Raw genomic sequence first — 20,822 nt, 5'->3', positions numbered from 1 at the left:
TTCAGTTACCTTATAGGTGGGTTATATCAATCGTAATAAATATTTGATCATTTAATTACTGTGATTGGTATTGATTATGTAAAACGATGCAGACGGTAATTTGCAGACTAAAAACAACAAACCCCCGCACATAGGCAGGGGTTTAACAGTAATAAAACTACTGAGATAGACTGCCGACGGCTTAGATTGCGTCTTCGTCTTCTTCTCCTGTACGAATACGTACAACTCGCTCTACATTAGTGACAAAAATTTTGCCATCGCCAATTTTACCCGTTTGCGCCGTTTCAACGATGCTGTCGATACATTGAGCGGCTACATCATCAGAGACTACGATCTCTAATTTAACTTTTGGTAAAAAATCAACCATGTACTCAGCGCCACGATACAGTTCCGTATGGCCTTTTTGACGACCAAAGCCTTTCACTTCAGAAACGGTCATCCCTGTAATGCCTACTTCAGCTAACGCCTCTCGTACATCATCGAGCTTAAAAGGTTTAATGATAGCTTCAATCTTTTTCATTTCTATTCCCTAGTTTGTTCCGGCTTTAACTTATCCAAGTATTATTAACGATTTCAAATAAATTAACCATATACGAATTCATCAATCTTGGGTGAGCTGAGTAAAATAGCCTAATTATTTCATTGTTGAGTAATAAGCCGCAAGATTTTCCATATCTTGGTCATTAAGCATTGAGGCTTGTGCTTGCATCACTACAGCCAATCCACCATTTCGTTCTTTTGCTTTGTATGCTTTTAGCGAACTCACGATGTATTTTGCATTTTGGCCATTTAAGTGAGGGTAACCATCAATTCCAGATTTACCATCTGCACCGTGGCAAGCGGCACAAATTTGTGCTTTCGCTTTACCCGCTTCAATATCAGCAGCATTCGCCGTTGCACCGATTACCGATGCGAAAAGAGCGGCAACAACGAGTGACTTCTTCATATTAACACCTTGTATATTATGTTTTTTCCCAATAAAAGCGGTGGCTTAACCCCGTGTAGTCTCGGCATACAAATAAATCACCAACCGCAACGATATTCTCGTTATACATCAAAATGGGTATCAGTGAACGTTTCCATGGTGGAATTTGATACTCCTGAAACAGTTTTTTTAATTTTCGGCTCCCTGAGCGTCCTTGAGGGTGCGCACTTAAACCTGCAGGATTAAACTGAATCCAGACTTTCTCATCTTGTTGTGGAGCGCGAACACCAACGCCTAAATCAAGGTTCTGACCAAGTACAACATGACCAAGCTGACTAGGAAGCGTGGCTTTCTGATCCATTATCAAGGGAGATTGCCAGTGCGCTGGCACATCCACCTGTTCAACTAAATAGATAGATTGTTTAAAACGACGCACACTCACCTCTCTTGTGACCAACTTTGGATTGGCATCAGGGGCGGCATTGATAACCTCGTTATAAATTAACTTTAGCTGCTTTTGGCTAGGCATTGAATATTTATGCTGCTCAAACCAACGACGAATCAAGCGATGACGAATCGCCTCAGAGGCCTCACACAGCGTTTTAATGCATAAACTGCCGTCATCTTGTAATGCATGTTGATAATGGCTAGCCAGAAGCTCGTCAAGGAGCTGTTCTTGCTCATAACAGAGCTCGGCACTACGCAATGCATTTTTTTGAATTTCAGGCCAACGAGAAGATAAAACTGGGATCACGGCATGTCTTAAAAAATTTCGGTCAAACTTTGTATCTTGATTACTTTCGTCCTCAACCCAGTTCAACGATTGTTGCTGTGCGTATGCCTGCAACTGCTCTCGGCGCAGCGAAAGAAAGGGCCTCACTAGCCAAGCATCTTTAAAGGAGGATATCGCCCCCATTGCGGCTAACCCTTTTGGACCACTACCTCGTTTTAATGCCAATAACATGGTTTCTAATTGATCATCGGCATGCTGAGCAGTCAGTAATAGATCATTCGCTTGTAGGTGCTTTGCCAGCAATTGATAGCGCGCATCTCGGGCTTGGGCTTCAAGGCTTTGTTTGCTATTTAAATCAAGCTGGGCATGCTCTAGAAAAAAAGGCACATCAGCTTGTTCACACCATTGTTGGCATTGCTGTGCCCATTGGTCTGCATGGCGACTTAACCCATGATGAATATGTACCGCAATAACCTGTTGTTCAGGGTTGCAGGCGTGATACTGAGCTAAACAATGCAACATTACTCGTGAGTCCAGCCCACCACTTAAAGCTAAAACAAGCTTAGAGCCGTCATGGCAATGAGAGTCCATAACTTGAGAAAAGGTGTTGAAGACAAGGTTCACGACAGTACTCACTTATATTAATCAAAAAAGGTGAGCCTAAGCTCACCTTTCTAATCACGTTATACTCACCAACAAAGTGGTGATTAACAGTATCCGTAACTCATTAGGCGATCGTAACGACGCTCTAATAATTGCTCATTGCTCTTACCTTCCAGCTCTTTAAGCTGACTGATAAGCACCGCTTTAATATTTTCCGCTGTGCTAACAGGATCGCGATGCGCTCCGCCTAAAGGCTCAGAGATGATTTCATCGATAAGACCTAGCTCTTTCAAACGAGGAGCAACTAGGCCCATCGCTTCAGCAGCTTGCGGTGCCTTCTCAGAGTCACGCCATAAAATAGAAGCACAACCTTCTGGGGAAATAACAGAATAAGTAGAGTATTGAAGCATGTTAACGTAATCGCCAACACCAATTGCCAATGCACCACCAGAACCGCCTTCACCTACAACGTTACAGATAACGGGAACCGTTAAGCCAGCCATTACTTTTAAGTTAGTTGCAATTGCTTCTGACTGACCGCGCTCTTCCGCACCCACACCCGGGTATGCGCCAGCAGTATCAATAAAAGTGATAATTGGCATGTTAAAACGTTCCGCCATCTTCATTAGACGAAGTGCTTTACGGTAACCTTCTGGTTTTGGCATGCCAAAGTTACGAATCACTTTTTCTTTTGTTTCGCGACCTTTTTGATGACCAATGATCATAACAGGACGGCCATCTAAACGCGCCATACCACCAACAATTGCTTTGTCGTCTGCAAATGTACGATCACCGCATAACTCATCAAATTCAGAAAATGCATTTTCGATGTAATCATAAGTGTAAGGGCGCTGTGGATGACGAGCAAGTTGAGCAACCTGCCAAGCTCCTAAATCACCAAAGATTTTCTTTTTCAGCTCTAGGCTTTTCTTTTCAAGAGAGGCAATCTCTTTGTCCAGATCCACGCCTTCGCTTCCGCCGTGTCGACTCACATCGCGCAGGGCTTCAATTTTAGCTTCAAGCTCAGCAATTGGCTTTTCAAACTCTAGAAAGTTCAAACTCATCTAGCATTCCTTCATTCTTTTGAGCTAATAACAGCATGTTCTGTCATTAGTTAAATTCGAGTTCCACCTGGTCGTTACCAAGCAATAGCTTTAAATCGTCAATCAACGTATCACTTGGCGTTACTCGCCATTCGACACCTAAAGAGAGCTTGGCTCTTGCGTCACTACGTTGATAATAAATATTAACTGGAATAGTACCAGCGCGATGCGGCTCTAACACTTGACTAAAGCGCTCAAAGAACTTCGCATCGATTTGCGACTCTGATATCGAAATACTGAGTCCAGAGGCATATTTTTCGCGAGCATGGCCAAGATCCATAATCTCACGCGCCGTCATTTTAAGGCCACCATTGAAATCATCAAAGCTGACCTGTCCAGAAACTACCACAATTCTATCTTTTTCTACAAATTCTGCATACTTTTCTAGCACATCAGAAAAAAGCATCACTTCCATTCGGCCAGAACGGTCATCTAAAGTCAAAATACCAATGCGAGTTCCGCGCTTGGTCGTCATCACTTTAGCCGCAATCACTAAACCGGATAACGTAACAGATTGATCACGTCGAGTCGGTGTTGCATTGTTCAATCGACAGCTAGTGTATTTAGCCAACTCACGAAGATAAAGATTAATCGGGTGTCCAGTAAGATAAAGCCCCAGTGTTTCGCGCTCACCTTCTAGCCAAATCTTCTCTGGCCATTTGGGCACTTGTGCATACGCCTGCTCTACATCTGAATGTGTATCAGTGAGCACGCCAAACATATCACTTTGACCAAATGCTTCAGCTTGGTGATATTGACCGGCCGCTTTAACTGCCGCATCCACCGATGCCATCATGGCCGCTCTATGAGGGCCTAAGCGATCAAGAGCACCAGCCTGAATCAATTTTTCAATGACTCGCTTGTTACACTTTTTAAGATCAACACGAGCACAAAAATCAAATAAGTCTTTAAAGTGACCGTCTTTGGTTCGCGCTTCAATAATGCTTTCAATCGGACCTTCACCAACCCCTTTAATTGCGCCAATACCATACACAATCGCGCCAGTATCATCCACATTAAAACGATAAAGCCCTGAGTTTACATCCGGAGGTAGCAGCTTGAGCCCCATACGAATACACTCATCAACAAGGCCAACGACCTTCTCGGTGTTATCCATATCGGCCGTCATTACCGCCGCCATAAACTCAGCAGGATAATGGGTTTTAAGCCATAAGGTTTGATAAGAAACTAACGCATAAGCCGCTGAGTGTGATTTGTTAAAACCATAGCCTGCAAACTTTTCTACCAAGTCGAAGATTTTCATCGACAACTCGCCATCAACTCCGTTGTTCTCTGCACCTTCTTTAAAGATTGAGCGCTGCTTCTCCATCTCTTCAGGTTTTTTCTTACCCATTGCACGACGCAGCATATCCGCGCCGCCTAAGGTATAACCTGCCAAGATCTGGGCTATTTGCATAACCTGTTCTTGGTACAATATGATGCCGTAGGTCGGATCTAGGGTTTCTTTCAGTGATTCATGTTGCCAATGTTCATCAGGATAAGAAATCGCTTCACGGCCATGCTTACGGTCAATAAAGTTATCTACCATGCCCGATTGCAAAGGACCGGGACGGAACAAGGCTACCAGTGCAATAATATCTTCAAAACAGTCCGGCTGAAGACGCTTAATCAAGTCCTTCATACCGCGAGATTCTAACTGGAAAACGGCGGTGGTTTCTGAGTTTTTCAGTATTCTAAATGCAGCTTCATCTTCTAGTGGTATAGACTCAATTCGTATCGGAGCCTCACCATTTTTAGCCAAGCGAGGGTTAATTAGCCCTAATGCCCAATCAATGATGGTTAAAGTACGCAGTCCCAAGAAATCGAACTTAACCAGACCGGCAGTTTCAACGTCGTTTTTATCAAATTGCGTAACAGGGAAATGCCCTTCAGCATCGGCATAAATTGGCGCAAAGTCGGTAATGGTGGTCGGCGAAATAACTACGCCACCAGCGTGTTTACCTGCGTTACGAGTACAACCTTCCAAAATGCGACACATATCGATGAGATCTTTGACCTCTTCATCTGCGTCATACAACTCACCTAGCTGCGGCTCTGCATCGAACGCTTTGCTTAGGGTCATTCCCGGATCGGGCGGAACCAGTTTAGAAATACGGTCAACAAAACCATAAGGGTGACCCAATACACGACCAACATCACGAATAACCGCTTTTGCTGCCATAGTACCAAAGGTAATGATCTGAGATACCGCGTCACGACCGTACAATTCGGCAACATGATCGATGACCTGATCACGCTTATCCATACAAAAGTCGATATCGAAATCGGGCATGGAAACACGTTCAGGGTTCAAAAATCGCTCAAACAGTAAGTCGTATTCTAACGGATCAAGGTCGGTGATTTTGAGTGCGTAAGCCACCAATGAGCCCGCACCAGAACCACGACCCGGGCCTACAGGAATATCGTTATCCTTAGACCACTGAATAAATTCCATTACAATCAAGAAGTAACCAGGGAATCCCATCTGGTTTACTACTTTTAATTCAATCTCTAATCGCTCGTCATATTCAGGGCGTTTTTGCTCACGAACTTTAGGATCAGGGAAAAGAAACTCAAGACGCTCTTCCAAACCTTCTTCAGATTTATGTACCAAAAATTCCTCAATGGACATATCACCGGTTGGGAAATTAGGTAGGAAGTATTCCCCAAGGCGCACTGTTACATTACAACGCTTAGCGATCTCAACACTGTTTTGCAGCGCTTCTGGAATATCCGAGAATAGCTCACACATTTCGTCTTCGGTGCGCAGGTATTGCTGAGCACTGTAGTTTTTAGGACGACGAGGATCTTCGATGGTGAAGCCATCATGGATAGCGACACGTATTTCGTGGGCATCAAATTGGTCTTGATTAACAAATACTACTTCGTTGGTGGCCACGACAGGCAGATCATATTGCGCGGCGCACTCTAATGCGAAATGAAGATAGCTTTCTTCGTCAGCGCGACCGGTACGGGTTAATTCAAGATAGAAGTGATCGGCAAAGTGCTGTTGATAAAATTCGATACATTGCTGGGCTAGTTCATGATTACCTTTCAGTAATGCTTTACCTACTTCACCACTTTTACCACCAGATAGAACAATAAGACCTTCACTAAGCTCTGCTAACCATGCTTTGTCTATCACAGGTTGATGCTGCACATGTCCACGAAGATAAGCTTTTGAGATCAATAAGGTCAGGTTTTTATAACCCTGATTATTGCTAGCCAAAACAGTAATACGCGTCAGCTCTTCACCAAACTCTGCTGATTGCATCGTAAAGTCAGCGCCAATAATCGGCTTAACACCTGAGTTATGGGCGTTATTGTAAAACTTAACTAAGCCACACAGGTTGGTAAAATCGGTCAGCGCTACCGCTGGCATGCCAAGCTCTGCCACTTTTTTAACTAAAGGTGGCACCTTAGACAAGCCATCCACCATGGAATAGTCACTGTGAACGCGTAAATGTATAAACTTAGGCTGGGTCATAATTACTCTATTATCTCGCTAGTCAAGAAGACCTAACGCTCGTTTAACTGGCTTAAAGCTTTTTCTGTGCTCGGCAATCACGCCATGTTCTTCAATCGCAGCGAAGTGGGCTTTGGTTGGGTAACCTTTATGCTTAGCAAAACCAAATTGTGGGTGCTTTTCATCAAGCTCAACCATTTCTTGGTCGCGTACGACTTTAGCAATAATCGAGGCGGCGCTAATTTCAGCCACTCTCAAGTCCCCTTTGACTACTGCTAAGCCAGGCATCGCAATAGTCGGCACTCGATTACCATCAATTAACGCAAAGTCAGGCTGTAGCGCTAGACCTTCGATGGCTCTTGTCATGGCTAACATAGTAGCGTGTAAAATGTTCAGTTCATCAATTTCATCAGGAGAACAACGACCCACTGACCATGCTAATGCTTTTTCTTTAATTTCAGGAAAAAGCGCTAAGCGTTTTTTCTCAGATAGAGCTTTAGAGTCCGTTAATCCTTGAATCGGATTGTTAGGGTCAAGAATCACAGCGGCTGTCACCACATCCCCAACTAATGGACCACGCCCTACTTCATCAACCCCAGCAAATAAGCTATAGCCTTGCGGATATTCAAAAGGAGGGTATTCAATCTTTGCTTTAACCATTTTACTTGCCTATTAAATCGAGTACAGCGTTGGCAGCTTGAGTATCAGCATCACGTTTAATCCATGCGTGCATTTCAGTAAACTTATTGGTCATGTAGGAGGTATCCCCATCAATAAGCGTTTGCATAGACTCAAAGATCTGCGCAGGATTGCACTGTTCCATAATCAGTTCAGTAATAAGCTCTTCATCTGCAAGAAGGTTCGGCAGGCTGTAATACTTGTTTAGCATCATGCGCTTAGCAATAAAACCTGAGATCTTATTTACTTTATATGCCGTCACCATCGGACGATTAACCAACATACCTTCTAAAACCGCAGTGCCGCATGCTAGCAAGATAAAATCCGCTGCCGCCATAATATTACGTGCGGAGTTTTCTTCTATGATTTGAAAATCAAGTTCCGGGGCGCTTTGCTGCCAAATTTCTTCAAACTGAGCACGTCTTGCAGGATTGACTGCTGAGACGATAAAACCGATATCAGGATACTTTTGATTTAATAACTTACAGCCTTGAATAAAGTCCTCTGCCATCAGTTTTACTTCCCCACGGCGACTCCCCGGCAGTACTGCAATCCAACGTCTATCTTGTTGTAACCCAAAGCGTTCTCTAGCTTCACTTTTACTTGATTGCAATGGAATAGCATCGGCTAAGGTATGACCGACAAACTCACAAGCGACGTTATATTTATCATAAAACGCTTTTTCAAACGGCAAAAAGGCGAGAACTAAATCGGTGGCAGCGTCAATTTTGAAAATACGTTTTGGACGCCAAGCCCATACGGATGGGCTGACATAGTGAACGGTTTTAAGCCCAGCATTTTTCAGCTCTAGCTCAAGACGCAGGTTAAAGTCTGGCGCATCGATACCGATAAAGACATCCGGTTGCCATTGTTTGAAAAATTTAGCAACTTCTTTCTTGATGTGTAAAATTCGGCGTAAGCGACCTAATACTTCCACCAAGCCCATTACCGATAATTCTTCCATATCAAATAATGAACGGCAACCTAATGCCTGCATTTTAGGTCCAGCAATACCAACAAATTCAGCATCAGGATAACGCTGCTGGATTCCTTTGATAAGACCTTCACCTAATGTGTCCCCAGACAACTCTCCGACAACAACACCAATACGCAATGGTCGACTCATAAAATGCACTCCATACACAAACAAAAAGATCGCCCATTACAGCGATCTTTAAAAGAAAAACTAAATATTAGTACTAGCGAATAATGCCACGAGTAACATTATTATTTAGGTAATCTAAAAACTGCTTAACCGCAGGGTATTCTTCGGCAGACGCTTTCATCTCTTCTTTGGCTTCGTCTAGTGTTAAACCAGTACGATACAAAGTTTTGAATGCACGACGCACAGCAAGAATGTCTTGCTTTTCAAAGCCGCGACGTTTCATACCTTCAGAGTTAATGCCGATAGGACTACAGTGGTTACCTTGCGCCATAACAAACGGAGGAATGTCTTGAGCAACCGTTGAACCACCGCCAATAAAGGCGTGAGCACCTAAGGTACAGAACTGATGTACAGGTACTAAAGCCGTTAAGATAACGAAATCTTGAACCTTAACGTGGCCTGCTAGCGTTGCGTTATTGCCTAGAATAACGTTATCGCCAATCACACAGTCATGAGCGATATGTGCATTAACACAAAATAGGTTATCGCTACCTACTTGAGTAATGCCTTTATCCTGAACAGTACCACGGTGCATCTGTACACTTTCACGAATAATATTACGATCACCAACAATTAACTGTGTCGCTTCACCGTGATATTTTTTATCTTGGTTTTCTTCACCTAAAATTGCAAAAGAAAACACTCGGTTTCCATTACCAATTTTAGTTAAACCTTTAATTACGACATGAGACATAATCTCATTATCTTCACCAATCTCTACATCGCCACTGATGTATGTAAACGGCCCCACCGTTGTGTTGGCACCGATTTTTACATTACCTTCAATAACTGCAGTAGGGTGAATTTTTGCAGTAGGATCAATCATATTAGAATTCTCGACGAGCACATTTTAGTTCTGCAGAACAAACAACTTCACCATCAACTTTAGCAGTACCATTGAACATCGCAATGCCGCGACGGTTTTTCAATAGTTCTACTTCGATGATCATTTGGTCGCCTGGGCTAACAGGTTTACGGAACTTCGCTTTATCTACACTAGCAAAGTAATACAATTCATTTTCTTTAGGCTCACCAAAGGTTTTAAATGCCAGCAAGCCAGTTGCTTGAGCCATTGCTTCAAGAATTAACACGCCTGGAAATACAGGTAATTGTGGAAAGTGACCTGTGAACTGAGGCTCATTAAAGGTTACGTTTTTTAAACCAATAAGATACTTACCTTCTTCGTAGTCAGTAACGCGATCGAGTAGCAAAAACGGATAACGGTGAGGAAGAAGAGATTGAATCTCCATAATATCCATGGTCTTTTTTTCAGAAGTCAAAGTGTGTTTCCTTTAATGTAACGCTTTAATTTATTTAACAATCATAGACTAAAAAGACCTGCATATCGCAGGCCTTAATATTAACTTTTAAGAAGCGATCTTTTTTTCCAATTCATTTAGGCGATTGAGCATATCCTCAAGCCTATTTAAACGAGCAACCGATTTACGCCACTCTCTATTGGGTTGAGCAGGCATACCAGAAGAATACACGCCTTTTTCGGTAATACTTTTTAGTATCATAGCTCGACCTGAGATCATGCTACCGTCAGCAATCTCTAAGTGTCCAGAAATGGCTGCGCCACCACCAATAATACAATATTTACCAATGTGAGTACTGCCACCAACGACCGTACCACCTGCAATACAAGAACCATAGCTAATGTGAACATTGTGACCAATTTGAATTTGATTATCTAAAATCACATTGCTCTCAATAATAGTATCGTCTAGAGCGCCTCGGTCGATAGTCGTGCTTGCGCCCACTTCAACACGATCGCCAATTTTAACGATGCCCACTTGAGGGATTTTAATCCACTCACCACGTTCATTTGCATAGCCAAAACCATCAGCACCAATCACAGAACTAGAATGGAAAACGCATCGTTCACCCACTTGTACATGATGATACAGAGTTGCGTTTGCCCATAGCTGAGTGCCAGCGCCAATTACTGCGTTTTTGCCCACATAAGCACCCGCGCCAATGCTAACATTGTCACCCAATACTGCGCCTGATTCTATGGTCGCATTCGGCCCCACAGAAACATTAGCGCCTAAAGTAGCATCCTCTGCAATAAATGCAGACGGTGCAATGTCTTGTGCTGGTAACTCTGGCGTATTGAAAGCTTGAGCTACCTTAGCGTAAGCCACGTAAGGGTCTGGCACGACAAGTGTATTACCAGTGCAAAGCTCTCGCTCGCTCTCTTTTACCATGACAACTGACGCCTTACACTCGGCGAGTTGCTTCTTGTAGCGAGGATTAGACAAGAAGGTGATTTGCCCTTCTATGGCTTTATCCATAGCTGCGACCGAAGATACCCTAGTCTCAGGGTCACCATGTAAAGTGCCACCTGTGATGCTTTCAAGTTGTTGTAACGTCAGTTCTGTCATAGTTAATTACTTATTCAATTCGTCGATAACTTTTTGAGATAGGTCTAGCTCTGGTTTTGCATATTGCAGTGCTTGAGCATCAACAACCATGTCTACACCTTCACGTTTAGCAACAACAGTCACAGCATCTTGAATCGCTTTGAATAGCTTTTGCTTCTCTTGAGCTTCACGACGTTTACCGTCACGCTCTAGAGATTGACCTTTAAGTTTGTATTCAGCTTCTAGGCCAGCAATTTCAATTTGCAGTTGACGAACACCGTCATCACCTAGTAGAGCTGCATCGCGGCGCGCTTTATCAGCTTTCGCCTTAATTTTGCCTTCGATGGTTTTTAGCTCAGCTGTTTTGTCTTTAAACTCATCTTGCAGCGTTTTTAGTACCGCTTCACGTTGAGGTAGCTCTTGGAAGACTTGAGCTGTATTCACGTAAGCAACCTTCTGCGCAGCTTCTGCGGCATGGGCTACTAGAGATGTAGATAAAACTACAAGACTTAAGCCTGCTGCTTTAATTAGTTTTTTCAAAATATATTCCTTAAAGTTTAGAAGGTTCTACCAATTGTGAAGGTGAAGACTTCTTTATCATCACCCTCATAAAATTCTATCGGTGTTGCCAACGAGAACACTAAAGGTCCCATTGGTGACATCCACTGTAACGCTGCACCTACCGACGCACGGTAAGCAAATGGGTCAGAATAATCATAATAGTATTCCGAACCCGGTAAATTTTGGTCTACGTCCACATCGTTAAACTCTGTATCCCATACGCTGGCAATATCAAAGAATACACTGGTACGTATTTGGTTGCGGAAACTCTCACCTGCAAATGGCGTAGGAACGATAAGTTCAATACTACCTAGCATAGTGGCGTTACCACCGGCTGATTCATCCGTCGCTGAGTAACAAGGGTTATTTCCCCCTACGTTGCCCGAACAACCTGATGGATCATCATATACTGCTTTCGGTCCGGCACTGTTTGAACCAAAGCCACGTAGCGTGGTGAAGCCACCTGCGTAGAAGTTCTCATAAAACGGGTACAAGTTATCATTGCCACCGGTTTTGCCGTAACCATTACCATAACCTAAACGTCCACGAAACAATAAAGCAAAGGTTTGTTTTTGGTTAAGGGGGAAATACTGTCTCGCATCATACTGAAGTTTATAGTATTGAGCATCCGATCCCGGAACTGTCACTTTACCCGTAAAACGTTGGTGGTTACCCGATGTTGGGAAAACACTTCGGTTTAGATTATTACGCGTCCAAGTCAGAGAAACGTCAAAATCATCAGTATTTAGCGTATTTTCAATCGCATTGTAGTTACTACCCTGAGATTGAAGGAAGTTTTCTATCTGAACGTACGGATCAAGGTTTGACAAGCTGTTGTGCGTATAGCCAACCCCAACTTCAAAGAAGTTCAATTCATCAAATGGGAAACCCCAAGTTAAAGAACCGCCGTAACTTTCGTTGGTGTAGTCAACAATACCCGCTTCTGATGCTTCAAATTTGTTGTAGAAGACCTTACCACCCAAGCTAACGCCATCTAAGTTCCAGTAAGGGTCACGATATTCCAAGCTGATATTTTTTTGGTAATCGTTCATCATGGCGCTGATACCAACGCGGTTACCTGTACCTAAGAAGTTATCTTGCTGTAAGCCAACTTGGAAACTAATACCTGATTCAGTACCGTAACCAACACCAAAGTTCACACTGCCTGAGTTCGCTTCTTTAACTGAGTAAACAACATCAACCTGATCATCAGTTCCTGGAACGCGAACGGTCTGCACATCAACAGTTTCAAAGAAACCCAAACGGTTTAAACGTGTTTTACCCGTATCAAGGTTTTTCGAATTCAGCCAACTGCCTTCCATTTGACGCATTTCACGGCGAAGCACTTCATCTTTGGTGGTGTTGTTACCGACAAAACGGATATCACGAACATAAATACGATTGCCCGCTTCAACATTAACCACTAGAGATACCGTATGGTTCTCATCATCAAATTCTGGAATGGTTCTTACGTTAGGGTATGCGTAGCCTGCTTCACCCAGCACTCGTTTGATTGACTCTTCCATACCTGTAACAGAAGCGCCGCTGTACACGTCACCTTGTTTAAATGGATTCATCTGCTCAAACTCATCGCGCTTTCCGATAAGCTCACCACGTACATCGACTTTGTCGACCGTATATTGTTCACCTTCGTCTAAGAAAAGAGTGATATACACACCCTTCTTATCTGGAGAGATAGCAACTTGGCTTGAGTCGACCTTAAATTTCAAATAACCCTGATTAAGGTAATAAGATTTAAGGGCCTCTAGATCACCGGCCAGTACTTGCTTTTGATACTTTTCATCGGCCATGAAGTTCCACCATGGCACATCAACATTTAAGTTAAAGCGCGATAGCAGGTCACTATCGGTAAAGACAGTATTGCCAATGAAGTTAATTTGTTGAATTTTTGCCGAGACACCTTCTGAGAAGACAAATTTAAGATCGGCTCGGTTACGAGGTAATGGGGTCACAACCGCTTGAACAGAAGCGTTATATTTACCCACACTGTAATAGAAGTCTTCTAGACCTTTTTCTATGGTACTCAGCGCTGTGCGATCAAGAGCTTCACCAACACGAACATTAGAAGAATTAAGGTTCTGTTTAAGTTGGTCTTCTTCTATCGCCTTGTTACCAGAAAATGACACACTGGCAATGGTTGGACGCTCAGTCACACGAACAACTAATACGTCGCCCTCTCTCAGTACTTTCACATCTTCATAGTTACCAGAACTATACAAAGATTTGATGATGCCAGAGACATCTTTAGTGCCAACAGTGTCACCAACACGAACGGGCATCTCTAGCAATGCAGCACCGAGTGCAACACGTTGAAGACCTTCAATTTTGATATCTTGAACGACAAAATTTTCTGCACCGTAAACAGCACTACTTCCAAGTAGTAACGCGGTAAGCAGGATACGTTTTAGAGACATATCGACTTCTAATTTCCTATAAAAATACGCTGTGAGTCCTTAAGAATTACAGACGCATAAAATCGTTTAAAATTGCGATAGACATCAGTGCAAACACTACTGCTCCACCAACGCGATACCCCATTTCTTGAATTTTCTCTGGTACCGGGCGACGGGTAACCGCCTCGATTGCAAAAAACAACAGATGACCACCATCTAATATAGGCAGTGGCATCAAATTAATAATTCCTAAGTTAATGCTAATTAAAGCTAAAAAACCTAAGAAATAAACAAAACCATAATCAGCTGTCGCTCCAGCACCTTTAGCAATCGAGATTGGACCGCTAAGGTTGTTTAATCCTACATCACCGACAACCAGCTTCTTCAACATACTCAATGTTAACGAAGTGACTTGTTTGGTTTTATCAATTGCTCGACCTATTGACTCTAGTGGGCCAAATCTTAAATCAAATCGATAATCATCAGGCCAAGTGCCGACTTTTGGAGAAACACCCGCAAAACCTATATTACCGTCTCCTGCTTTACGAACGCCTGGAGTTAAGGTTATAGGTAAAGTCACACCATTACGCTCAATATCAAGTTTCAATGGGTGGTCGGGATTATGGCGAATAATTGAAGCAAAATCTTGCCACTTGCTCACAGAGTTGTCATTCACTGCCAAAATGGTGTCACCAATTAGCAACCCAGCCTTCTGCGCAGCCCCTCCCTCTTGAACATGAGCAAGAGTAAGGTAAATTTCCGGTGAATACGGTCTAAAGCCTAAAGTGGTCATTGCTGACTCAGTTTCAGGGTCAAAGTTCCAGCCATCAAGATTAAGGTTTAGGGTCTGTTGTTGCCCTATCTCATTATCTGAAGCAACCGTTACCTGCATATGATCATCACCAATTCTGGCAATGAGACCCATATTCACAGATTCCCAATCAGCAGTTTTGACGCCATCAATGGATTTAAGTTCCATGCCTGGCTGAATTCCGGCTTGAGCAACAATAGAATTTGGCGTAACTTCACCAATCACAGGTTTTACTGCAGGAACGCCAATAAGAAAAACTAACCAGTAAGCGACAATAGCAAAAATAAAGTTCGCCATTGGACCTGCGGCAACAATCGCACTACGTTGCCATAGTTTTTTATTATCAAATGCGAGGTTTTTTTCGTGTTCGGCAACGTCATCCACTCGGCTATCAAGCATCTTGACATAACCGCCCAATGGAATCACTGAGATAGAATATTCCGTGCCTGTTTTACCTATTTTTTTCCAAATAGATTTACCAAAGCCAATGGAAAATTTATGAACTTTCACTCCACAGCGACGGGCAACCCAAAAGTGACCGTATTCATGCACGGCAACTAAAATACCCAGTGCGACTACAAATGAAGCAAAATTCCATAAAATGGAGGTCATTACGTCTATCCTTAACTTAACTGTTCACAAGCGAGAATGCGAACCATTCTATCTAGCTCAATCAAGCTTTCCAAGCTATCCAATTGATAGGCTTGCTCAGTTGCACAAACCTTGTTCATTACGATTCTATTTATGCGAGCAATGTCCGTAAACGCAATTTTTTGTTGTAAAAATGCCTCGACAGCCACCTCATTAGCAGCATTCAAAGCCGTTGTGGCATGTTGCCCACTATAACAAGCTTCAATCGCCAGTTCCAAGCATGGATATCGAGCAAAATCAGGCTTAATAAAGCTAAGTTCACCTAATTCGGTAAAATCTAAAGGTTTCACTCCCGCTTTTATACGATTTGGGTAAGCAAGCGTGAGGGCAATTGGTGTGCACATATCAGGCTCACCCATTTGTGCAAGGGTTGAACCGTCACTGTACTGAACCATTGAATGAATAACAGATTGTGGATGAATAACCACTTTCAACTGCTCTTTTGAGGCATTAAATAGCCAACGAGCTTCGATATACTCAAGGCCTTTATTCATCATGCTGGCCGAATCTACCGAGATTTTTGGTCCCATAGACCAATTCGGATGAGCAATTGCCTGCGCCGGTGTAACCGATTTAAGAGTGTCTATGTCACTGTAGCGAAACGGACCACCAGAACCGGTTAATAAAATCTTATGTACGCCAGCATCGGCAAGCGAGCAGTGACCAAGATCGGTTTGAATAGATTGAGGAAGACATTGAAAAATAGCATTGTGTTCACTATCAACAGGCATAAGTTCAGCATTGTGCTTTTTCACCGCATCAACAAATAACTGACCGGACATAACCAGTGCTTCTTTGTTGGCGAGCAATACTCGCTTGCCTGCTTGCACTGCAGCCATTGTCGACAATAGACCTGCTGCGCCAACAATTGCCGCCATAACCATATCCACTTCAGGTAAAGCTGCAATATGGCAAAGCCCTTCATCACCGGCTAATACTTCCGCCTTATTACCAACAGCCGCTAGCTCTCTTTGTAGCGCCAAAGCAGCGGTTTTATCCGCCATAGCAACGTACTTAGGATGCCATTGCTGACATAAAGTGAACATTTGAGCATGATTGCTACCAGCCCCTAAAGCAAAGACTCGATATTGCTCCGGATTTTGCGCAATCACTTTTAAGGTGCTGCTACCAATGGAGCCTGTTGCACCTAATATGCTGATATTTTTCATGTTAATTGACCTATTCAGTATCGTTTACTGCAACATGAAATAAAGAACGGTAAACACAGGAAATGCCGCTGTAAGACTGTCTACACGATCTAATACGCCGCCATGTCCAGGAATGATATTGCTACTATCTTTAATGCCTGCGACTCGCTTAAACATACTTTCGACTAAATCGCCTAATACCGAAATAATCACCGTCACTAATGTTAGTAATATCATCAACCAAGGCGTCGAGAACTGAAGTTCAAACCAAGTGGCTACGCCCCAACCGACCAATAATGCCACTATGATGCCGCCAATAAGACCTTCGATGGTTTTGTTTGGGCTGACGTGCGGTGCCATTTTATGTTTACCAAAGTGTCGACCCGCAAAGTAAGCACCGCTATCCGCAGCCCATACCAATGCACAGACGAACATAACAAGCTTAGCACCATAATAAACGTCGATATCTATATTGACCGAGCGAAGCGCTACAATGCTCCAAAAGAAAGGAACCAGAGTTAACAAGCCAAAGAAAAATCTCAATATATCGGAATCTTTCCACAACTTAGCACTTTTAGGGTAAGTAATGGCTAAGCCACTTGCGATAAGCCACCAGACCGCGCCAACCGCAATCACTATCATTAAATTACTGGTTAGTTCGGGGTTTGATATGGTGTATGAGGGTATACAAGAGAATAGAGTTAGAAAGCCCGTTAGCAACAAAATCATTTTTGTTGAACGAGTACCTGATTCAATAAACTGAGTCCACTCCCACAGACCTATCAAAGTGATAGCACCTAACATCAGCATAAAGCCAACAAACGGAAGTTGGAATACGCCCAAAATAACTAATGGGCCGAGGATTAAAGCCGTTATAATACGCTGCTTCAAGGCTATTTCCTTATTTGTTATCCATAAGTGCTTTGATCTGTTCTCCGGTACAACCAAATCGACGTTCTCGATTGATATACCAAGAGATTGCTTCGGCTAAGCCGTCTTCATCAAAGTCTGGCCAGTGTTTATCACAAAAATAGAATTCTGCGTAAGCCACTTGCCACAATAAAAAATTACTCAAGCGTGACTCGCCACTGGTGCGAATCAATAGATCCACATCAGGTAAATCGGCTAAACACACTTCTTGTGAAATAAGTTGTTCGGTAATATCTTGTGGCTGAATTTCACCACGAATTGCTTTTTCGGCAATACGTCGGGTTGCCTGTGTGATATCCCATTTACCACCGTAATTAGCCGCGACATTAATGACTAAACCGGTGTTGTTTTCCGTTAACGCTTCTGCGTCCGCTATCTTTTTCTGCAATCGAGAATTAAAGCCACTTTTGTCGCCAATAATTCTTAGTTTAAGATCATTTTTATGCAGTCGCTTTATTTCTGTTGATAACAGAGTCAAAAACAGCTCCATTAAAAGACTGACTTCCTCTTCTGGGCGACGCCAGTTTTCACTACTAAAAGCGAATAAAGTAATCGATTTAACACCAAGTTTTGCCGCACCAGTAATGGTTTTTCTAACGGCACTCACACCTTTTTTATGCCCATAAACTCGTGGCTTGCCATGAGATTTAGCCCAACGGCCGTTTCCATCCATAATGATGGCAATATGCTGGGGAATAGCGCTAGGTGTTACTGATGTGTCTGGCATAGAGAAGATAAGGAATAATTAACAGGTGGGAGATAATAGCAGAAAAAAACGCTGCACTGTAGGTGCAGCGTTTTAAGAATCAATCAATCGGCAGTTTTCTAAACTTCCATCAACTCTTTTTCTTTTGCCGCAAGAACATCATCAACGTTCTTAACTGCAACATCAGTCAGTTTTTGAATTTCGTCTTGTGCTTTACGATCTTCATCTTCAGAGATTTCTTTGTCTTTTAGAAGAGCTTTAAAATCGCTGTTAGCATCACGACGAATGTTACGTACTGCTACACGTGCGCCTTCTGCTTCGCCACGAACGATCTTAACAAGATCTTTACGACGTTCTTCTGTTAGCGGAGGAAGTGGAACACGAATAACCGTACCCGCTGACATTGGGTTAAGACCTAGATCTGATTGAAGAATTGCTTTTTCAACTTTAGGCGCTAGTTCTCTATCAAAAACCGTAATTGCTAGAGTACGTGCGTCCTCTGCTACTACGTTAGCTACTTGGTTTAGAGGTGTTGGTGCACCGTAGTACTCAACAGATAGACCAGATAGAAGGCTTGGGTGTGCACGACCTGTGCGCACTTTTGAAAGAGTATTCTTTAGCGCTTCAACGCTTTTTTCCATGCGCTGTTGCGCGTCTTGCTTGATTTCGTTAATCACGATTTCACCTTTGAAATTGTCAAGGTCCAATGACCATCATAAGTTGTGCTAGGGCGATTATTCCGCGTTGCTGATAAGTGTACCTTCAGCTTCACCCATAACCACGCGACGTAGTGCGCCTGGCTTGTTCATATTAAATACACGAATAGGCATGTTGTGATCACGAGCCAATGTGAATGCGGCTAGATCCATCACTTTAAGTTCTTTATCTAGAACTTCATTGTACGATAACTGGCTGTAAAGTTCAGCGTCTGGGTTAGTTGCAGGGTCAGCATTGTATACGCCGTCAACTTTTGTCGCTTTTAATACAAGATCCGCTTCAATTTCGATGCCGCGAAGACATGCAGCTGAATCTGTAGTAAAGAATGGATTACCTGTACCTGCAGAGAAAATCACTACACGGCCTTGGCGAAGTTCACGAATTGCATCCGCCCAGTTATAGTCATCACACACACCCTTTAATTGGATTGCAGACATAACGCGTGCATTTACATATGCGCGATGAAGTGCATCACGCATTGCAAGGCCATTCATTACTGTTGCTAGCATACCCATATGATCGCCCACTACGCGATTCATACCCGCTTCTGCAAGACCTGCACCGCGGAAAAGGTTACCACCACCAATAACAACACCCACTTCAACACCAAGTTCAACCAACTCTTTGACTTCCTGAGCCATACGCTCAAGAATTGTTGGGTCGATACCAAAACCTTCTGAACCTTGTAGGGCCTCACCACTCAGTTTCAATAAAATACGCTGATATGCTGGTTTAGGATTTGTAGTCATGAAGTATACCTTCTAAAGAGTTCATTGATTAACAGTTGAAAATAAAGACTCAGCTTAGTTTAGCTATTATAAATCGTTATTGTCGACTGCTAAAAGTTTAACGTTTAATCGTAAAAAGACCGTAGCAATAGCCACGGTCTTTTAAATATTCATTAAGGCTAATGATTAACCTTTTTGAACCGCTGCTACTTCGTCAGCAAAGCTCATTTCTGCTTTCTTCTCGATACCTTCACCTACAACTAGGCAAACGAAATCAGAAACTGTTGCGTTACGCTCTTTAAGAACTTCACCAACAGATTTTTTAGGTTCCATAACAAATGCTTGACCTGTTAGAGAGATTTCGCCCGTGAATTTCTTCATACGGCCAACAACCATTTTCTCTGCGATCTCAGCAGGTTTGCCTTCGTTCATTGCGATTTCAACTTGAACCGCTTTTTCTTTCTCAACTACATTAGCTGGAACGTCAGAAGGGTTAAGGAACTCTGGACGAGAAGCAGCAACGTGCATAGCAACGTGCTTAAGTGTTTCTGCGTCGCCTTCACCAGCAACAACAACACCGATTTTAGTACCATGACGGTAAGCAGCAAGAGCAGCACCTTTCACGTATTGTACGCGACGGATGTTGATGTTCTCACCGATTTTAGCTACTAGTGCAATACGAACTTCTTCGAATTGTGCTTGTAGTTCTTCAACAGAAGCTTGTGAAGCTAGAGCAGCATCAGCTACTTCATCAGCAAAAGCGTTGAAGCTTGCATCTTTAGCAACAAAGTCAGTTTGACAGTTAACTTCAAGAAGAACAGCTACGCCGTTTGCATCTTTAACAATGATTGCGCCTTCAGCTGCTACGTTACCAGCTTTTTTAGCCGCTTTAGCAGCGCCAGATTTACGCATGTTCTCAATTGCTTGTTCGATGTCGCCGTCTGTAGCAGTCAGCGCTTTCTTACAGTCCATCATACCTGCGCCAGTACGGTCGCGCAGTTCTTTTACTAGAGCAGCAGTTACAGCCATTCTCTAATCCTCAGTTGATTCGGGTAAAATTCAGGGGCCTAAATTGGGGCCCCTGATGTATACTGCACTTAGTATATAGATTCGTCGG

Annotated in this window: 19 protein-coding genes; all 19 read right to left on the bottom strand. The window is 43.0% G+C overall.

Features of this window, described 5'->3' with window-relative positions; translation table 11 throughout:
- Positions 1 to 181: 181 nt before the first annotated feature.
- Positions 182 to 520: a nitrogen regulatory protein P-II gene (gene glnB, locus A9260_RS03990; protein WP_068696444.1), complete on the bottom strand. Its 339-nt coding sequence runs from the start codon at positions 518 to 520 to the stop codon at positions 182 to 184.
- Positions 521 to 634: 114 nt separating this feature from the next.
- Entirely contained in the window at positions 635 to 946 is a 312-nt protein-coding gene (locus A9260_RS03985) for a c-type cytochrome (protein WP_068696443.1), read from the bottom strand.
- A 16-nt stretch (positions 947 to 962) separates the two neighbouring features.
- On the bottom strand, positions 963 to 2,282 hold the full coding sequence (gene tilS / locus A9260_RS03980) for a tRNA lysidine(34) synthetase TilS (RefSeq protein ID WP_231892565.1): 1,320 nt from the start codon (positions 2,280 to 2,282) through the stop codon (positions 963 to 965).
- Between the two features lie 83 nt (positions 2,283 to 2,365).
- Positions 2,366 to 3,325, bottom strand: coding sequence for an acetyl-CoA carboxylase carboxyl transferase subunit alpha (accA, locus tag A9260_RS03975; protein ID WP_068696440.1), 960 nt, complete (start codon positions 3,323 to 3,325; stop codon positions 2,366 to 2,368).
- A 46-nt stretch (positions 3,326 to 3,371) separates the two neighbouring features.
- Complete coding sequence (gene dnaE, locus A9260_RS03970; protein ID WP_068696438.1) at positions 3,372 to 6,851, bottom strand: DNA polymerase III subunit alpha; 3,480 nt, start codon at positions 6,849 to 6,851, stop codon at positions 3,372 to 3,374.
- Between the two features lie 18 nt (positions 6,852 to 6,869).
- On the bottom strand, positions 6,870 to 7,490 hold the full coding sequence (rnhB, locus tag A9260_RS03965) for a ribonuclease HII (RefSeq protein ID WP_068696436.1): 621 nt from the start codon (positions 7,488 to 7,490) through the stop codon (positions 6,870 to 6,872).
- A 1-nt stretch (position 7,491) separates the two neighbouring features.
- Positions 7,492 to 8,634: a lipid-A-disaccharide synthase gene (lpxB, locus tag A9260_RS03960; RefSeq protein ID WP_068696434.1), complete on the bottom strand. Its 1,143-nt coding sequence runs from the start codon at positions 8,632 to 8,634 to the stop codon at positions 7,492 to 7,494.
- Between the two features lie 73 nt (positions 8,635 to 8,707).
- Positions 8,708 to 9,499, bottom strand: coding sequence for an acyl-ACP--UDP-N-acetylglucosamine O-acyltransferase (gene lpxA / locus A9260_RS03955; protein WP_068696432.1), 792 nt, complete (start codon positions 9,497 to 9,499; stop codon positions 8,708 to 8,710).
- Position 9,500: 1 nt separating this feature from the next.
- A complete protein-coding gene (gene fabZ, locus A9260_RS03950; RefSeq protein ID WP_068696507.1) occupies positions 9,501 to 9,932 on the bottom strand; it encodes a 3-hydroxyacyl-ACP dehydratase FabZ in 432 nt (143 codons plus the stop codon).
- Positions 9,933 to 10,040: 108 nt separating this feature from the next.
- Positions 10,041 to 11,060 carry a UDP-3-O-(3-hydroxymyristoyl)glucosamine N-acyltransferase gene (gene lpxD, locus A9260_RS03945; protein ID WP_068696430.1) on the bottom strand — a complete coding sequence of 340 codons (1,020 nt, stop codon included), beginning with the start codon at positions 11,058 to 11,060 and terminating at the stop codon, positions 10,041 to 10,043.
- A 6-nt stretch (positions 11,061 to 11,066) separates the two neighbouring features.
- Positions 11,067 to 11,579 (bottom strand): OmpH family outer membrane protein, encoded by a 513-nt coding sequence (locus tag A9260_RS03940; protein WP_068696428.1) that lies wholly within the window; start codon positions 11,577 to 11,579, stop codon positions 11,067 to 11,069.
- Between the two features lie 17 nt (positions 11,580 to 11,596).
- The gene (gene bamA, locus A9260_RS03935; protein WP_068696426.1) at positions 11,597 to 14,035 is read right to left on the bottom strand and encodes an outer membrane protein assembly factor BamA; all 2,439 of its coding nucleotides are present in this window, start codon (positions 14,033 to 14,035) and stop codon (positions 11,597 to 11,599) included.
- 46 nt (positions 14,036 to 14,081) lie between these two features.
- Positions 14,082 to 15,437 (bottom strand): sigma E protease regulator RseP, encoded by a 1,356-nt coding sequence (rseP, locus tag A9260_RS03930; RefSeq protein WP_068696424.1) that lies wholly within the window; start codon positions 15,435 to 15,437, stop codon positions 14,082 to 14,084.
- 11 nt (positions 15,438 to 15,448) lie between these two features.
- The gene (gene ispC / locus A9260_RS03925) at positions 15,449 to 16,645 is read right to left on the bottom strand and encodes a 1-deoxy-D-xylulose-5-phosphate reductoisomerase (protein ID WP_068696422.1); all 1,197 of its coding nucleotides are present in this window, start codon (positions 16,643 to 16,645) and stop codon (positions 15,449 to 15,451) included.
- Positions 16,646 to 16,669: 24 nt separating this feature from the next.
- A complete protein-coding gene (locus A9260_RS03920) occupies positions 16,670 to 17,515 on the bottom strand; it encodes a phosphatidate cytidylyltransferase (RefSeq protein WP_068696420.1) in 846 nt (281 codons plus the stop codon).
- Positions 17,516 to 17,525: 10 nt separating this feature from the next.
- Entirely contained in the window at positions 17,526 to 18,281 is a 756-nt protein-coding gene (locus A9260_RS03915; protein WP_068696418.1) for an isoprenyl transferase, read from the bottom strand.
- 98 nt (positions 18,282 to 18,379) lie between these two features.
- On the bottom strand, positions 18,380 to 18,937 hold the full coding sequence (gene frr, locus A9260_RS03910) for a ribosome recycling factor (protein ID WP_068696413.1): 558 nt from the start codon (positions 18,935 to 18,937) through the stop codon (positions 18,380 to 18,382).
- A gap of 57 nt (positions 18,938 to 18,994) precedes the next feature.
- The gene (gene pyrH / locus A9260_RS03905) at positions 18,995 to 19,726 is read right to left on the bottom strand and encodes a UMP kinase (RefSeq protein ID WP_068696411.1); all 732 of its coding nucleotides are present in this window, start codon (positions 19,724 to 19,726) and stop codon (positions 18,995 to 18,997) included.
- 165 nt (positions 19,727 to 19,891) lie between these two features.
- Entirely contained in the window at positions 19,892 to 20,734 is an 843-nt protein-coding gene (gene tsf, locus A9260_RS03900) for a translation elongation factor Ts (RefSeq protein ID WP_068696409.1), read from the bottom strand.
- Positions 20,735 to 20,822: the final 88 nt, after the last annotated feature.

Origin of the sequence: Vibrio sp. UCD-FRSSP16_30, from assembly GCF_001676025.1 — a bacterium.
Classification (GTDB): Bacteria; Pseudomonadota; Gammaproteobacteria; order Enterobacterales; family Vibrionaceae; genus Vibrio.
Note: the sequence above shows the minus strand (reverse complement) of the source record. Positions and strands in the feature narration are given on the sequence as shown.

Coding starts and splice junctions, on each gene's coding strand:
- glnB (WP_068696444.1), bottom strand. CDS start 520: ATGAAAAAGATTGAAGCTATCATTAAACCTTTTAAGCTCGATGATGTA.
- A9260_RS03985 (WP_068696443.1), bottom strand. CDS start 946: ATGAAGAAGTCACTCGTTGTTGCCGCTCTTTTCGCATCGGTAATCGGT.
- accA (WP_068696440.1), bottom strand. CDS start 3,325: ATGAGTTTGAACTTTCTAGAGTTTGAAAAGCCAATTGCTGAGCTTGAA.
- dnaE (WP_068696438.1), bottom strand. CDS start 6,851: ATGACCCAGCCTAAGTTTATACATTTACGCGTTCACAGTGACTATTCC.
- rnhB (WP_068696436.1), bottom strand. CDS start 7,490: ATGGTTAAAGCAAAGATTGAATACCCTCCTTTTGAATATCCGCAAGGC.
- lpxB (WP_068696434.1), bottom strand. CDS start 8,634: ATGAGTCGACCATTGCGTATTGGTGTTGTTGTCGGAGAGTTGTCTGGG.
- lpxA (WP_068696432.1), bottom strand. CDS start 9,499: ATGATTGATCCTACTGCAAAAATTCACCCTACTGCAGTTATTGAAGGT.
- fabZ (WP_068696507.1), bottom strand. CDS start 9,932: ATGGATATTATGGAGATTCAATCTCTTCTTCCTCACCGTTATCCGTTT.
- lpxD (WP_068696430.1), bottom strand. CDS start 11,060: ATGACAGAACTGACGTTACAACAACTTGAAAGCATCACAGGTGGCACT.
- bamA (WP_068696426.1), bottom strand. CDS start 14,035: ATGTCTCTAAAACGTATCCTGCTTACCGCGTTACTACTTGGAAGTAGT.
- rseP (WP_068696424.1), bottom strand. CDS start 15,437: ATGACCTCCATTTTATGGAATTTTGCTTCATTTGTAGTCGCACTGGGT.
- ispC (WP_068696422.1), bottom strand. CDS start 16,645: ATGAAAAATATCAGCATATTAGGTGCAACAGGCTCCATTGGTAGCAGC.
- A9260_RS03915 (WP_068696418.1), bottom strand. CDS start 18,281: ATGCCAGACACATCAGTAACACCTAGCGCTATTCCCCAGCATATTGCC.
- pyrH (WP_068696411.1), bottom strand. CDS start 19,726: ATGACTACAAATCCTAAACCAGCATATCAGCGTATTTTATTGAAACTG.
- tsf (WP_068696409.1), bottom strand. CDS start 20,734: ATGGCTGTAACTGCTGCTCTAGTAAAAGAACTGCGCGACCGTACTGGC.